The sequence below is a fragment of the Ensifer sp. 4252 genome (assembly GCF_050434565.1).
Taxonomy (GTDB): Bacteria; Pseudomonadota; Alphaproteobacteria; order Rhizobiales; family Rhizobiaceae; genus Ensifer.
This window is the reverse complement of record NZ_JBNDIU010000004.1, coordinates 277,973-293,040: the sequence shown is the minus strand read 5'-3', so window position 1 is coordinate 293,040 and position 15,068 is coordinate 277,973. Positions and strand designations below refer to the sequence as shown.

Annotated in this window: 15 protein-coding genes and 1 pseudogene; 6 read left to right on the top strand and 10 right to left on the bottom strand. The window is 61.8% G+C overall.

The window, feature by feature from the left end; genetic code table 11:
* Positions 1-328 precede the first annotated feature (328 nt).
* Positions 329-2,110: an autotransporter domain-containing protein gene (locus tag ABIE33_RS12440; RefSeq protein WP_429125276.1), complete on the top strand. Its 1,782-nt coding sequence runs from the start codon at positions 329-331 to the stop codon at positions 2,108-2,110.
* Positions 2,111-2,166: 56 nt separating this feature from the next.
* Here ABIE33_RS12440 and ABIE33_RS12435 read toward each other — a convergent pair whose 3' ends face one another.
* A complete protein-coding gene (locus ABIE33_RS12435; protein ID WP_429125274.1) occupies positions 2,167-2,673 on the bottom strand; it encodes a MarR family winged helix-turn-helix transcriptional regulator in 507 nt (168 codons plus the stop codon).
* Positions 2,674-2,827: 154 nt separating this feature from the next.
* Between ABIE33_RS12435 and ABIE33_RS12430 the strand changes: the two genes are divergently transcribed.
* From ABIE33_RS12430 to ABIE33_RS12420, 3 genes are all read left to right on the top strand, one after another.
* On the top strand, positions 2,828-3,223 hold the full coding sequence (locus tag ABIE33_RS12430; protein WP_429125272.1) for an Ohr family peroxiredoxin: 396 nt from the start codon (positions 2,828-2,830) through the stop codon (positions 3,221-3,223).
* 574 nt (positions 3,224-3,797) lie between these two features.
* Positions 3,798-4,061, top strand: coding sequence for a hypothetical protein (locus ABIE33_RS12425; protein ID WP_429125271.1), 264 nt, complete (start codon positions 3,798-3,800; stop codon positions 4,059-4,061).
* Between the two features lie 186 nt (positions 4,062-4,247).
* Positions 4,248-4,517 (top strand): antibiotic biosynthesis monooxygenase, encoded by a 270-nt coding sequence (locus ABIE33_RS12420; RefSeq protein ID WP_429125269.1) that lies wholly within the window; start codon positions 4,248-4,250, stop codon positions 4,515-4,517.
* A gap of 180 nt (positions 4,518-4,697) precedes the next feature.
* On the opposite strand, the gene ABIE33_RS12415 is transcribed toward ABIE33_RS12420, so the two are convergent.
* Positions 4,698-5,279, bottom strand: a complete 582-nt coding sequence (locus ABIE33_RS12415) for a cysteine hydrolase family protein (RefSeq protein WP_429125268.1) — start codon at positions 5,277-5,279, stop codon at positions 4,698-4,700.
* Between the two features lie 8 nt (positions 5,280-5,287).
* The gene (locus ABIE33_RS12410; RefSeq protein ID WP_053252711.1) at positions 5,288-5,752 is read right to left on the bottom strand and encodes an Lrp/AsnC family transcriptional regulator; all 465 of its coding nucleotides are present in this window, start codon (positions 5,750-5,752) and stop codon (positions 5,288-5,290) included.
* A 200-nt stretch (positions 5,753-5,952) separates the two neighbouring features.
* Between ABIE33_RS12410 and ABIE33_RS12405 the strand changes: the two genes are divergently transcribed.
* Positions 5,953-6,672, top strand: coding sequence for an aspartate/glutamate racemase family protein (locus tag ABIE33_RS12405; RefSeq protein WP_429125266.1), 720 nt, complete (start codon positions 5,953-5,955; stop codon positions 6,670-6,672).
* 171 nt (positions 6,673-6,843) lie between these two features.
* Here the strand turns inward: ABIE33_RS12405 and ABIE33_RS12400 are convergent, their stop codons facing one another.
* The 3 genes from ABIE33_RS12400 to ABIE33_RS12390 form a co-directional block, all read right to left on the bottom strand.
* Positions 6,844-7,218, bottom strand: coding sequence for a VOC family protein (locus ABIE33_RS12400; RefSeq protein WP_429125264.1), 375 nt, complete (start codon positions 7,216-7,218; stop codon positions 6,844-6,846).
* Between the two features lie 183 nt (positions 7,219-7,401).
* The gene (locus tag ABIE33_RS12395; RefSeq protein WP_429125262.1) at positions 7,402-8,682 is read right to left on the bottom strand and encodes an FAD-dependent oxidoreductase; all 1,281 of its coding nucleotides are present in this window, start codon (positions 8,680-8,682) and stop codon (positions 7,402-7,404) included.
* A 408-nt stretch (positions 8,683-9,090) separates the two neighbouring features.
* Complete coding sequence (locus ABIE33_RS12390) at positions 9,091-9,495, bottom strand: winged helix-turn-helix transcriptional regulator (RefSeq protein WP_429125260.1); 405 nt, start codon at positions 9,493-9,495, stop codon at positions 9,091-9,093.
* Between the two features lie 161 nt (positions 9,496-9,656).
* On the opposite strand from ABIE33_RS12390, the gene ABIE33_RS12385 reads away from it, so the two are divergent.
* The gene (locus tag ABIE33_RS12385; protein ID WP_429125258.1) at positions 9,657-10,544 is read left to right on the top strand and encodes an SDR family oxidoreductase; all 888 of its coding nucleotides are present in this window, start codon (positions 9,657-9,659) and stop codon (positions 10,542-10,544) included.
* 90 nt (positions 10,545-10,634) lie between these two features.
* On the opposite strand, the pseudogene ABIE33_RS12380 reads toward ABIE33_RS12385, so the two are convergent.
* The 4 genes and pseudogenes from ABIE33_RS12380 to ABIE33_RS12365 form a co-directional block, all read right to left on the bottom strand.
* Positions 10,635-11,476 (bottom strand): annotated as a pseudogene (locus ABIE33_RS12380) (isocitrate lyase/PEP mutase family protein).
* A 119-nt stretch (positions 11,477-11,595) separates the two neighbouring features.
* Entirely contained in the window at positions 11,596-12,810 is a 1,215-nt protein-coding gene (locus tag ABIE33_RS12375) for a multidrug effflux MFS transporter (RefSeq protein ID WP_429125256.1), read from the bottom strand.
* A gap of 161 nt (positions 12,811-12,971) precedes the next feature.
* A complete protein-coding gene (locus ABIE33_RS12370) occupies positions 12,972-13,595 on the bottom strand; it encodes a histidine phosphatase family protein (RefSeq protein WP_429125254.1) in 624 nt (207 codons plus the stop codon).
* A 299-nt stretch (positions 13,596-13,894) separates the two neighbouring features.
* Positions 13,895-14,647 carry a pyridoxine 5'-phosphate synthase gene (locus ABIE33_RS12365; RefSeq protein WP_429125253.1) on the bottom strand — a complete coding sequence of 251 codons (753 nt, stop codon included), beginning with the start codon at positions 14,645-14,647 and terminating at the stop codon, positions 13,895-13,897.
* Positions 14,648-15,068 lie beyond the last annotated feature (421 nt).

The window sequence follows — 15,068 nt, the reverse complement described above, 5'->3', positions numbered from 1 at the left end:
CGTTTCCCCTCTGCCCCGCGCAACGACGGGTCAACCGCGTTTCTTTCACCTTTGAACCGCCCGCACGGGGTGCTCCGCATTGTCCCCGGCGACGTTGGTCGAGCATCAGCAACGGCTTTGTCGAGTTCGGCCCAATTTCCAGGCATGCGGGAAAAAATCCGACGTCGTACCACTACGGTGGGAGTGCAGCAAGCTTTGGGGAAATATAGACTTGGAGTAGGTGCGGCGGGACAACCGCTTCCTGCTTCGGGGGCAAGGACAATAGCGGCTTGGAGCGATTCACGCTACTTCGCTGCGGCTGGAATGTCGCAGAGAGTTTGGGGGAAGCATGCGCAGAGCTGATTTCCATTTCCGGCAAGCGGCATCGATGGCATACCTGGGTGCGGCGCTGTTCACCGGCCTCTGCGGCTTTGGCGTGACCGGCGACGCATTTGCCGCGAACTGCCGTTCCCGCGGCGGCCTGGCCTATCTCGGCAACACGAAAGGGGCCACCGGCTCAGTCTGGCTTTCCGGAACCAGTGCCGGGTCTTTCGGCCTCGAGGCGGCTCAGGGCAATCAGACGGTCGACACCTGGAGCAAGAGCAAGCGCGGGCTCCATCTCTCACTGTCCCCGGTGGTTTCAAACGGCAACGGTGGCACGCACAAGCTCTATGATATATCGAGCGGAAAACCGTGCCTGCTCGACACGCAGAATCAGGTGCGGAGTGGTATCCTTCCGAACATCGACTGGCCGGACGGCCGGCCGGATGTTGGTCCACAGCCGGTGTTCCCGGGTTTTGACTGGCCTGATGGCCGACCGGACGTCGGCCCGCAGCCGGTGTTCCCGGGTTTCGACCGGCCCGATGGTCGCCCGGATGTTGGCCCACAGCGGGTCTTCCCGGGTTTTGACTTGCCTGACGGCCGACCGGACGTCGGCCCGCAGCCGGTGTTCCCGGGTTTCGACCGGCCCGATGGCCGGCCGGATGTCGGACCCCAACCGGTCTTCCCGGATATCGCCTGGCCCGATGGCCGCCCGGATGTCGGCCCGCAGCCCATCCCGCCGGATTTCAATTTGCCCGACGGGCGGCCGGATATCGGCCCGCAACCGGTGTTTCCGGGGTTCACGCCGCGCACCCCGACCGCCATCAGAGGCGGCCGCGTGGTCGCAGCCCGGACGCCGGACACCTGTATCGACCCGCGGTCGATAAATCCCAACAAGCAACAGCGCGACCTGCCGATCTGCCGGGACCTCGCTGCCGAAGAAGCCGCCGCCCAGAGCGCCGACCGATCACAGGTGCCGTTGACGCCGGGTCGCGATCTGCCGGCGCCCTCGCTCTGGAACTTCTGGTCGGATATCCAGTTCGCAGACATATCCGACGAACGGTATGACCGCGACAGCGACACACTCGCTCGCTCGTTGACGATGGGTCTCGATCGCCGCATCACCAACGACCTCGTCGTCGGCATGACCGTTTCCCTTGAGAACAGTTCGACCGATGCGTTTGACGGCACATTGGGCATCGACACCGACGGCTTCAGCTTCGGACCCTATGCGGCCTATCGCCTGTCGAAACACTGGGCGATCGACGGATCGCTGACATACGGGCGCTACAACAACGATATTGACCTGAGCGTGCTGAGTGGCCGACAGGATTCGGAGCGTCTTGCCGGCGAAATCTCTCTCCACGGCCAATATAAGGTCGATGCCTATTTCATCCGCCCCAAGGCATCCGTCAATTGGTCCCATATCGACAGCGACGCTTACGACCTCTCGGGCAGCCTCCTCAACATACCGGTCAGCGTTTCCCTTCCCGGCGACAGCTTCAATTATGGCGTCCTCGATCTCTCGACCGAGGTCAGCCGTTACTTCCGTTTGCCGGACGGGCAGCCGTTTCTCGCCTTCGCCGAACTCGGTGCCGAATACCAATTCGAGCGGCCCAACGACGGCAAGATCCTGACCGGCGACCTTTCGGAAGTAACGCCCTCGCCATGGTCGTTCTCACTCCGCTCGGGCTTCAGAATGCTGGTGAACGACAACCTCCAGATCGAAGCGACGGGCGGCTATCTGAGCTTCGGCCAGAAAGATCTCGATGTCTGGGAGGGCAAGCTCCACGTCGCGTGGAGCTTCTGAGATCGGTAGAACGGCACGGGACGGGCCGCATTAGAGTTGCCCGCCCCGGCACACCCTCACCCTTTCTCAGAGCCCGCCTGCGTCGCCTGCAGCAGGTTGTCGCGCAACCGCACCACCGTTTGCTGCACGACCGGAAAGTCGTCTCCGAGACCGATCGCATCCGTCAGCGCTGATCCAGGCTCCGTTTCAACCAGCTTGCGTCCGGCCGGCGTCAGCGTCACGCGCACCTGCCGTTCGTCGGCCGGGTCGCGCCGGCGTTGCAGATAGCCCTCGGCCTCGAGCTTCTTGAGGATGGGGGTCAGCGTATTCGACTCCAGAAAGAGCTTTTCGCCAAGCGTTCCCACCGTCTGGTCGTCTTCCTCGGAAAGCGCCACCATCGCCACGTATTGGGTATAGGTCAGCCCGAGCTTGTCGAGGATCGGTTTGTACGCGCGGCCGAAGGCCAGGTTGGCGGAATAGATTGCAAAGCACAGAAAGTTCGAAAGCTTCCTGCCGCCGTTTTCGGCCTGCGATGAGGAAGACTCGGTCGTCTTCGCGCCTTTCGCTGTTGGGGATGTGGGCATGGGTATATCCTGTTCCTTTGTCCTCGCTGTCCACTCCAATATAAATCGCATCCGATTAAATCGCAATGATGTTGACATCCGGTTTGAGTTGACATATTTAACTCGCATCCGATTGAAGCGGATACGAGCTAACGTAACCAGAAAGGACACCACCATGACTGAGAAGCTTCTTTTCACCGGCAAGACCCACAACACCGGCGGCCGTAACGGCGGCACCCACAGCAGCGACGGCATGCTTGACCTCAAGTTGGCGCAGCCTCACCCGGCCGCCGAAAACCTCTTCGGTGCTGCCTGGTCCGCCTGCTACATCGGCGCGATCGAGGTCGCCGCCTCGCAGAGAAAGATCAAGCTTCCGGCAGGTCTAGCGGTCGACACCGAGATCGACCTGAACGTCGATGACGGCTCCTACTTCCTGCGGGCACGGCTCAACGTCAGCCTGCCGGAATTGGACCGCGACGTCGCCCACGAGTTGATCCATGCAGCCCACGAGATCTGCCCCTATTCCAAGGCAACACGTGGCAACATCGACGTCGAGACCAACCTCATCTGAGGCGGATCCAGCCTCCATTCGGCGAAGACCGACGATACATGCCTGCGAATGAACCGGAACGCGCAAGGACAATCATCCCAGGTCCACCGCGGTCGATCACGCAGCATGCCGGCCAACGCAGGGCGGCCCCGCGACGGGGGTCGCCCAAGCCCTCACATCGAAGCTTGCGGCGGATGGTAGAAACCCATGTTGAATGGTTCGGGCCGCCATTTTCAGTCGTTTCGAATAGACCGTGATCCCGCCAGATGGACAATCACTGAGCTTGCGATCGCCAAACGAATAGTGGCGTATCGCCCCTGAGTTTGCCGCAGGTCAGCATTTCAATCTTGTCGGCGACCTTCCCGGAAAACCAACTCTTACGCGCGAATTTTGCCGAAGAAATCACCTGGAGCTTCAGCGCGGGGCGGGACCGCCCAGTGATTGTATTATTTCGAATTAATCCAAAGTGATAGCAGATATATCTTTAGGATGGACGGGTCGAAAACATCCATCTGCGTAATAGTATTTGAGATAAATATACCAACGCGCAGTGGTGTACGCGGCCTTCATTCTGAGGCTGCAACAGGAGGACATTATGCCTACCGTAATGGTCTATCACGATGTCAAAGACACGAAACACTGGCTCGCTTCACCTCTTCGTAAGGAGGTATTAGAACCCGTGGGCGTCACCAATATTCGTACGTTTGTAGATCCTCAAGCGTCCAACCGCGTTGGCTTGGTCATGGACGTTGCCGACATGGATAAATTGGACGCCTTCATGCAAACCAAAGCAGCTGCGGATGCGATGGCGCATGACGGTGTGTTGCCTGAGACCATGGTATTTCTCGTTCAATCGTGACGGCCGCGGCTGTCATGTTCAGCGCCTCGCCTGGCCTCGGCGATTTTGCGGTTCTTGCGACGATGCCTCAGCATTGCGAAACAACTTCATCTTGTTCCGAATGGCTCTCTCCGCCCTGAACGAGAGTCATCTCAAGGCGGGACACACGTCTCAAGCAGCCTCGGAAACTCAACGTGGGAGGATGATATGACGACATTATTCGTGAGGCACGAGGTCTCCGACTACGCAGCCTGGCGCCGCGTCTATGATGCGTTTTCGCCCGTGCAAAAGGCAAACGGCGTCATGGCGGAGGCGGTTTATCAAGCCACCGACAATCCCAACGATGTTACGGTCACGCATGAGTTTGCCACGCTTGAAGCGGCTCAGGCGTTCGGCAAGCTGGACGAACTGAAGGCAGCAATGCGCCAAGGCGGTGTGCTGGGCACGCCGACCGTGTGGTTTACCAACAAGGCATGAAGCAACCGGAACTCACCTCTGCATGGGAGGTCGGTTTTCGCACGGCGCATAGGCGCTCGTGCAACGCCGTAGTCGTGCAAACAACGCCTACAGCTTTCTATTGGCAGCCACCTGCCCGACGGCCGGTTCTTGCACGAGAGATATTCGTCAACCCTGACGCTGCGACCAAGAAACTCCAGGCTACCGCACCTGTGCAAGCACCGGCTCGAAGCCGATCTCGTCGACGGTTCCCACCAGCACGATCTCGTCGCCGAGCGACCATTCGGCCGCCCGCGCCGCCATGTGGGCCGGCACCCTTTGCGAGCCGCCCGGCCCCGGCGGGACATCGTAGGTGGCGTGCGCATCGTGGGCGAGGATCACCTCGAAGCCGAGATCCATCGCCCGGCGCGCCGTTGCCGCCACACACATTTCCGACAGCATGCCGCAGATCGCAATGGTTTCGACCCCATGGCTCCTCAGTTGCGCCGCCAGATCCGTGTCGTGAAAACCATCGTCGGCCGATTTGCGCACGACCGTTTCACTGGGTCTCGCATCGAAGAACAGCTGCCAACCGTCCGTGCCCGGCTCGTCCGGCGCACCCTTGGGTCCGTCGTTCTGCAGGAAGATCACGGGAACCGCCTTTTTCCGCGCCCGCTCGAGCAGCCGGCCAACGGCGCGCTGCAGCGACAGGTGATCCGGCACCGCCTCCACGCCCGATATGAAGGCCCGCTGCACGTCGACGACCACAAGCGCCTCGGCCAGTTTGACGTCATTCTCGCTCACCGCCGCAATCACTCCGCATAATCGACCGGCACAGCCGTGCCGCTCTTCAGGATTTCCATCGAGATCGAAGCGGAAACGTCGAAGAGCTCCACCTTGCGCACGATCTGCTTGTAGACCACGTCGTAATGCTCGACCCGCGGCAACACGACCTTGACGATATAGTCGTAGTTTCCGGTCAGTCGATGCGCCTCGACGATCTCGGGAATGTCGCTGATCGCCCGGCGGAATGTCTCGATCCATTCGTCGGAGTGATGAGCGGTCTTGATCATCGCGAAGACGGTCGTCGGCACGCCCATGCGCTCGCGGTTAAGAACGACGATGCGCTTGGCGATGTAGCCCGCCTCTTCCAGCCGCTGGATGCGGCGCGAACAGGCCGAAAGCGAAAGGTTCACCCGGTCGGCAAGTTCGCCGACGGCCATGCTCCCATCCTGCTGCAACAGCGCCAAAAGCTTCCTGTCTCTTTCATCCAGCACGCTCACCACTCCCATTTCATCGATACTCTACGCTGCATACTTGCACATTCTACACTCATTGCGCAATTCATTCGCGCCAAACCACCATTCTCGCGCGATCAAAGCAAACCATTGCTGATGAAGGTCCGGCATAGTGTCCCCATCGAACAACAGCTGACCGCGCCTCGATGCGGATCGCGACAGGATCAGGGAAAGAGACGATGGAAATGCGCAAGATCGGTCTTATCGGCGGCATGAGCTTCGAAAGCTCGGTGGTCTATTATCGCATGGTCAACGAGGCCGTTCGCGAGCGGCTGGGCGCGCTGCATTCGGCCGAGGTGCTGCTGCACTCCGTCGACTTCCAGTCGATCGTCGACCTGCAGAAGGCTGGCCGTTGGGATGACGCCGCAAGAAGGCTCGCAGACGTCGCCCGCGGGCTGAAGGCAGCCGGCGCCGACTGCGTGCTGATCTGCACCAACACCATGCACCTGATCGCCGACGCCGTGCAGGCGGCCGTCGACATTCCGCTGATCAACATCATCGACGAAACCGCAGCCCGCCTCAAGGCCGCCGGCATCAGCAAGCCGCTGCTGCTCGCCACCCGCTACACCATGGAGCACGGCTTTTACGCCGAGCGCATGAAGAGTCACGGCATCGAGGTGATGGTGCCCGACGCGGACGGCCGCACACTGACGCACAATGTCATCTTCGACGAGCTTTGCGCCGGCAAGGTTCTGCGCTCGTCCCGCAAGGCGCTGATCGAGCTGATCGACAAGGCCGAGGCCGAAGGCGCTGACGCCGTCATCCTCGGCTGCACCGAGATCTGCCTGATCCTCGACCCGAAGAACCTGCCGCTGCCGGGCTTCGATTCCACCGCGATCCACGCCGACGCCGCCGTCGAATTTGCGCTCGGCCTGCAGGATTTGCGCTGCGCGGCGTAAGCTGAGGATCGGGCGTCCCCTGATCACACTGATCGCAAACGAAATGGCCCCCAGCGTACGCTGCGGGCCATTTCCCGTTGGTCCATGCGGCATGGCCCCGTGCTCGGCCCCTGATGCGAATTTGCCGCGCGGCGTGTTTGATGTTTACCGCCGTTCGGGTGCGTCGGATGTTCAAGCCGTTTCCTGCCCGCTGCGTGGCCCGCGAAGGCCGATACAGTTGCCCCAGGGGTCGCGAACCTGGCACATCCACAACCCGTCTTGGATCGCCAGCGGGCCGCGATAGAGCGGTGCCCCCAGATCGTTGAAATGGGAAAGCGCCCGGTCGAAATCCTCGACCTGCCAATAGACGACCGTGCCGGCCGCGCCGCTGGCAACCTTCTCGTCCGCCGGCACGATTTCCAGATGGGTCGAACCGATCTTCAGATATTCGAAATCGAAGGCGTCCAGCCGGTGCCGCTCGGCGCTCGGGAAGGCGCGCTGGTACCAGGAAAGCCCTGCCTCCACGTCGGCGACATGCACCAGAACGGCAGCAACGAAATCGGTCATGGGCAACCTCATCATGGAGCGAATCGAGCCGGACGGCACGGGCGAGAACGGACGGCCTTATGCGGCCTGCACGCGAAGACCCCAATGCATTTCACCCATTAATATGTAGTTGGTTTGGGAACAACATACTCAGGGACAGGAGCCTGATACACGGCGTCTGAATTCGCCTTCATGCCGGACGTTTCAGGCGGGAGCAGGCACCGCCGTTGCCGCGGTCGACCGATGGCTCTCATCCGCAACAGTTGCCCAGTCGCACTCCTTGAGGCCCGCAGTCGCGAAGGGATCGATCAGCGTGCCCGAGACGATCGAAGCGAGCAGCGCCGGTGCCGGCGGAATGCGGGCGATCGTCGCCACCAGCCGGTCGCGCAGCCAGGCAAGGGCAGCCGAGTCCGACTGGTAGAAGGGCGTGAACGCCAGCGACAGCAGCTGGAACAGCACCATGTGATTGCGCCTCGCGCGGCCATAGGCTGCAAGCGCCGCGTCGATATCGCCCGAGACCGAAAGCGCGTGTGCAAGCGTCGCCGCATCGATCAGCGCCATGTTGGCGCCCTGCCCCAGTTGCGGGCTGGTCGAATGTGCGCTGTCGCCGACAAAGACGACGCGGCCCGACGCCGGCGGGCGCATGGTGCGGTGGGCATAGTGCGCCAACGTCAGTTGGTCCCAATCGTCGATCTGGTCGAGCAAGGGGGCGCAATCGGGCCAGTAGCCGCGAATAGCTGCCTTCCATCTATCCAGACCCGCTGCCTTCACGGCGTCGGCATCGCCGACCTTGACGCTCCAGAAGAAGGCGACGCGATCGCGCGCTGCCGGCCGCGCCCGGCCCGCCGGCAGAATGCCGATCATCACCTTGGCGCGGTCGTAGCGCTGCGTCAGCGCATTTGGATCATGGGTCAGACCGTCACTGTCGAGCGTCGCCCAGAAGGCGCCATAGGCAAGCTCGCGCACGCCGGGCGCCGTCGCTGCCCCCGCCGCAATGGTCGAGCGCGCGCCGGTCGCGTCGATGACGAGATCATAGCGCCCCGCCTCCTGGCCGGCGGCATCCGTCAGCACCGCCTTTTCGCCCGAAGTCGTGGCTGCCGTCAGCGTCATGCCGGTGCGGATGGGAATACCGGCCGCCGTAACAGCATCGTGCAACACGCCGAACAGCGCTGCGCGCTGCACCGCCAGTCCGAAACGGCCACCCGCAAGCGCGTCATAGCGAACGTCCAGCACCGTGCGGCCGCTTCTGGCATCGGCGCCGTGCAGCCGGTCGATTCGGCTGCCGAGCACCATCATCGGCTGAAGCAGCCCGAGCGCGTCGAGTGCGGTCAGCCCGGTCGGCTGCAGCATCAGCCCGGAGCCGACGGGCGCGGCTTCAGCGAAACGTTCCAGGATCTCCACCCGATGGCCGTGCCGCGACAGCATCAGTGCCGCCGCAAGCCCCGCCGGGCCCGCACCCGCAATGCCGATATTCAGTGTCTTCATGGTCCCCCGGCACGACGCTTGGTCGATGTGCTGGATTCGTTTGATCGGCAAACTATACGGAAAATCAAAGCGCTACGGCAAGCTTGCTTCGCCGGGACATGGCGTCGCGCATGACGCGCCCCACGCGGCGGGACGCAATTGCGCCTCATCCGGCCTGCCGGCCACCTTCTCCCTGCTTGGCGGGAGAAGGTGTATGCCGCACTGCCGGCGCTCCATCCCTCTTTCCCAATTGCGGGCAGAAGGAAGACTGCGGCGACTTTCCCCTCCCACGGCAGAACCGTGAGCCACGTCCCCTCTCCCCGCCTGCGGGGAGAGGGTTAGGGTGAGGGGCAGACAGCGCCCATAGCTTGGAATGTCGAGACGGGCCGGACAGGCGCCCGCCTTCCGTCAAACCAGATCAACGCGCCCCTACGGCGCCGCGTCATAGGTCTCGCGGGCGGCGCGGATTGCCACATGGTTGGCAAGCGACCAATCGACGAAATGCTTCAGCAATTTGAGCAGCGAGCGCCCGAGATCGGTCAGCGCATACTCCACGCTCGGCGGCTGCGTCGGGAACACGGTACGGCTGATGTAGCCGTCGCGCTGCAGGTCGCGCAGCGTCTGGGTCAGCATGCGCTGGGAGATATCAGGGATCAGCCGCCTGAGTTCGGAAAAGCGCAACGCTCCGTCGGCCAAGGACAGGATCATCAGCGAATTCCACTTGCCGCCGATATTGTCCATGACATCGCGCACCGGACAGTTCTCGACATCCATCGGCACGCCGCAGACCATCGCCACGCGCTTGCCCTTCACATCACCCGTCAGCTTGTTCATGAGGCGGTACCCTTTTTGTTACCACAGCAGAAAAAACTGCCTCCTTTACAGCTCTTACCAGATTACTAGATTAGAGCAACTCTCAAAAAGAGACCAGCGACCGGCAGACGTGCTTTCCCTCCCGAAGCGTCGGCTGGCATCACAGAGAAAAAGGAAAACCCATGTCCGATACATTGCTCGTGACCGGCGCCACCGGCCAGCTCGGCAAGCTCGTGCTCGATGCGCTGCTCCAATCCGGCAAGGTCGAGCCGGCCAACATCATCGCCACCAGCCGCGATACGGCAAAGCTTTCCGATTATAGCGGCAAGGGCGTGCAGGCGCGTGTCGCCGACTTCGACGACCCGGCCTCCCTCGACCAGGCCTTTGCCGGTGCCGACCGTATCCTGATCATTTCCACCGACGCGCTCGACCAGCCGGGCAAGCGCCTGCGTCAGCATCTGGCCGCCGTCGAGGCCGCGAAGAAGGCCGGCGCCAGGCACATCCTCTACACCTCGATGCCGAACCCGGAGACCTCAGTCATCCCGTTCGCGCCCGATCACCTCGGCACCGAAAACGCCATCAAGGCAACCGGCATCCCCTACACGATCCTGCGCAACGGCTGGTACATGGAAAACCTGTTCATGGCGCTGCCGCATGCGCTTGAAACCGGACAGTGGTACTCGTCCTCGGGCAAGGGTCGCCTCGCCCACCTCGCCCGCGCCGACGCGGCTAAGGCTGCCGCCGCCGCGCTGCTTTCGGCCGGCAGCGAAAGCCGCACCTATACGCTGACCGGCCCGGAGCTGCGCTCGACCGACGAGATCGCCGCGCTCGTCTCCAAGGCGGCCGGCAAACCACTCGATGTCGTGCATATTTCCGACGATGCGCTCGCCGGCGGGTTGAAGGGTGCGGGCCTGCCGGACTTTCTCATCCCGATCGTCGTCTCCTTCGACGCCAACACCCGCGAGGGCCATATCGACATGGTGACCAGCGACGTGACGACCCTGACCGGCACCACACCGCTGCCGCTCACGACTTTCCTGGAAGCCAGCAAGGCAAGACTTGCCGGCTGATCGATTGCAATCGAAACGAAGTGGGCCCGGCCGTTTGCGCCGGGCTCCGCGTATCGCACCGGCCCCGATACCCATCCTGGGACGAGGCAGTCATCGCCTTTCGATACATTTGTCCTGTGCCATAAGCTGGCTCACGACGTTGTCAGGGATCGCTTCCGTCGCATAGGTGAACGTGCCGGATACTTTCACCTCTTCAGCCGCACGCATCAAGGCACCGAGCGCTGCGCGCGCGAAAGATCCGCCGACGCTGATGCGACGGACGCCCGCGTTGGACAACTCCGCTACCGTATAGCTCCGCCCCTTCAGGCCCATGACGACGTTCACCGGTTTATCCACGGCACCGCAAACGGTCCTTATCGCTTCAAGGTCAGGAAGACCCGGAGCGTAGAGCACGTTTGCCCCCGCTTCCGAGAAAGCTTGCAGCCGCCTGATGGTATCGCTGAGGTCTGGCCGCCCCCATAGATAATTTTCGGCTCTCGCCGTCAGCAGGAAGGGCAGATCGCGAGCAGCTTCTGCAGCCGCGCGAATGCGTTCAACCGCTTGGGAAAGCTCGTAAATCGGTTCATCCGGATCGCCCGTTGCGTCTTCGATAGACCACCAACCAACCCGACCTTGCATGCCATACGGATCGTTTCCGCACAGGTCTCCGGCGCAGCTCCGAAACCATCCTCAAGATCGGCGGAAACCGGAAGGTCGGTTGCCTCTGCGATTTCGGCGGCGTTTTCCAGTATCTCGCGTCTGCTGAGGCTCGCGAAGGAATCGCGCTTGCCTTTGGAGAAAGCATAACCCGCACTGGTCGTCGCCAGCGCCTCGAAACCCAGGCTCGTCAGCAGGCGGGCCGAGCCGGCGTCCCAGGGGTTGGGTATGACGAATGCCGTTTCCCTGTCGTGCAACGCCTTCAGGCGAGCGAACTTCTCTTTCTGATCGGACATTGCTTCCCCCGCGCTAGGTCTACACGCATAAGCATAACAGTCGTGAACAAAAAGGGAACCAGACCCAAGTTCCAGTCGAGCATTCAGTAATCCGCTCGAGGACGAGTGTTCCCAGGGGCCTATCGTATCGCTTCCACCGGCGCAGTATCGCCGTGCACGGCAATCTCGGCCAGCACGAGTGCGCTGACGCCTGCGACGAAGAAGCCAGCCGACAGATTAAGCGTCGAACCATCGTAAAAGGCGCCCATCCCGATCGCAAACAGGGTCGCGATAAGGCTCGATCCGGAGGCGATCAACGATGCGCCCAGCCCCGCCACCTGGCCAAGCGAGCGCATTGCCATGGCGTTCAGGTTGCCAAAGAGCACCCCGATCGCGAAGAACGCCGCAAAGCCGAGCACCATCAGCACCGTCAGCGGCGGCCGTCCGCCCCAGAAGACGGAGGCCGACAGCATCACGAACCCGACCGCCGCCAGGCCAAGAAAGCCATAGCGCGCCATTGCCTCCGCTCCAAAGCGCCCAACGAGCTTCGCATTGAGGAACGAGGCCAGTCCGATGCCTGTCGCCAGCATCGCGAAATACAACGGGAAGGTTTGCCCGATCCCATAGGCATCGAGAAAGAGATCGGCCGCCGTGCTGAGATAAAGAAGCTGCGCGCCGAAGACGAGCCCGGTCGCCGCGATCAGCAGCGTCACACGCCGGTTTGACAGGATGCGCCGCCCGTTTAGCAGCAGAAGCCGCGGACGAAACGGAATGCGCTTGGCCGCGGGCAATGTTTCCGGCTGCCGCAGCACCAGCCATAGCCCGAGAACGCCCGCGACCGCGAGATAGACCGCAAAGACGCTGCGCCAGCCCCCGAGCGCAATGATGCCCTGCGCCAACGTCGGCGCCAGCATCGGCACGAGAATGAAAAGCGTGAACATGAACGACATGACGCGGGCCATCGCATCGCCCTCGAACTGGTCGCGGATCATGGCCCGCGTGGCGATCTTTGGTCCGGAGACGCCGATCCCCTGAAGAAACCGACCGAGGATCACCATTTCGAGCGAGCCTGCCACCATGGCGATGACTGTTCCGAGCGCGTAGACGGCAAGGCCGAGAACAAGCGCCTTCTTTCGTCCCATCGCATCGGAGAGCGGCCCGAGCAGCAGCTCTCCAAACGCCATGCCGAGGATGAAAAGCGATATGATGTGCTGGGTGGAGAGTGCCGGCGCAGCGCCGAGATCGGCTCCGATCTGCCGCAGTCCCGGCAACAGCGCATCGATGCTGATGGAGGTCAGCGAGGTCAGAAGGGCATAGAGAGCGATGCGCTCGCGGAAACTGGTGGGAAATGTCATTGGCCGCACACAAGGGAAAAGATAGGCTCGACCTATAGCAGTCTTGCCGCAAAATGCGCGCGCCAGTCGCAAGACCGTCCACAAAACTTTGTTTTTGAGCTGGTATTTGCGACAGACATGGCTCTGAAAATTCAGCGCCGCCTGCAGGGTTTCTGCCGCGCCTAGAAATTCAGGTGTGACACATCCGCCAGGCTGATGACTGCCCGATTTCGAAAAAAGTCGTCCTGGCGCAGATGCGTGATGCTCCCGGATTTTGCCGGGAAGCTCAGGAAGCCCGAGGCATCGATCGGTAGCTTCATCCACGCGGCAAGGACCAGCGTGAGCGTAAAGCCATGGGTCACGATGATCTGTGTCTCGCAAGGCCGCTCGACGATGGCGTTCACGCAAGGGTAGACGCGGGCTGCCACCTCGCGGCGGGTTTCCGCGCCATCGATCCCGCAATGGTAATCGAGCCGGTTGTCGTCCGGCGCCGGGCTATAGCGCGCGTCGAGCCAGGCCTGCGGTTTGCCGCCGGCGACACCGTAGCTGATTTCCCTGAGATCGGCGGTCTCCGTCACCAGCCGTTGGAAGCGCCTTGCAATGGCAGCCGCCGTCTGCGATGCGCGACGAAGATCCGAGCTATGGATTTCCACTTCTCTTTCGCCGACCAACGCCAACAGGCGTTCAGCCGTTGCCTCGGCATCCTGTTTGCCGCGGACGGTCAGGTCGGTGTCGTACCAGCCTCCCACCTTGTCCTCCTCGTGATGGATGGACTGGGTGTGGGTGACGACAAAAACGTCTTTCATATCGGCAATCTCATAACTTTCAGGTCGCAAAGGACGCCTCGAGGCGAATGCTTCGCCGGCCGGCTTTCTCGGCACAGCAACGGCATGGCTCCCTAAATCGCAATCGATCCAAGGAGAAGATCATGCCGCAATTTCAAAATGTCACAGCGCCGCGCGGCGCTGTGAGAACGACTATACCGCCATGACAGCGCGTGAGTACGTCACGAAACTCGCAACGTCCCATTGCCGTCGTGCTCAATGCCCGCCAGCCGCTCGACCCGGTCAGCTGTTGCAGCGGGCGCCGGGTACAAGCGGTCGGGTCAGACCGTCTGGCCGCAGGCGCGGCGGAACCGGCGCACGCTTTCGGCCATGCCGTACTCCAGCGCATCCGCCGTCAGGCCGTGGCCGATCGACACTTCGGCAAGGTTCGGGATGTGCTTGGCAAGCAGCGGCAGGTTGGCCACCGTCAGGTCGTGCCCGGCGTTGACGTCAAGCCCGAGGCTGGCGGCGATTTCCGCCGTGCGGCCGAGTTCGGCGGCAATCTTTTCCGCCTTTTCCGGGTCGTCATAGCAGCCGCCATAGGGGCCGGTATAAAGCTCGATGCGGTCGGCGCCGGTTTCCCGGGCGATGCGCAGCGCCTCCATGTCCTCGTCGCCATCGGCAAACAGCGAAACGCGAAAGCCTTTCTTCTTCAGCCGGCCGACGACGCTGCCAAGCAGGTTGTGGTTCTTGCGAAAATCCCAGCCATGGTCCGAGGTCGCCTGCGCCGGATCATCAGGCACGAGCGTCACCTGCTCCGGCTCGTGCGTTTCGACGAGGCGCAGAAACTCCTCGTTCGGATAGCCTTCCATGTTGAATTCGGTCGTCGAGAATTCGTCGTCGATCAGATCGCGGATCGGCTGCAGATCGGAAAAGCGCACATGGCGCTGGTCGGGGCGCGGATGCACTGTCAGCCCGCTTGCACCGGCTTCAAGCGCAATGCGGCCGAGCGCAGTGACGGACGGCCAGGGAAGGTCGCGCCGGTTGCGCAGCATGGCAACGGCATTCAGATTCACGGACAGTTTTGCGGGCATGTCGGAACTTTCCAGAGGCGGGCAATGTCAATGCAATCTTCTACTGCATAATTGCAAAAACAGAAAACAGTTTGGGCCAAGATTATGCAGCAATTCCAAAGAGTACGTTCGCCAGCGAAAGTCGGCTCCGGCGTCGCTTGTTTGCCAGCCATGCCTTGACGAAACCTTGACATTGGTGGGGCCTAACAGGCAGCGCGTCCTGCAAGGCCCGCCAACCAAGGCAAAAACCGATGCGGATGTCGGCGATGCAAGATCGCAAAAATCGCACCGCTACGTTCTGCCACAGGGATGGTCGCAATTTTTGCGTTTATTTCAGATAAATCTCAGATTTGGGGTCAAGCCTCCTGACAACAGCTTTTTTTGAGCCTAAATTTCCGAATCATATCGAATTGCGGCAGTCTGCCCTTCGATCTCTTTCATA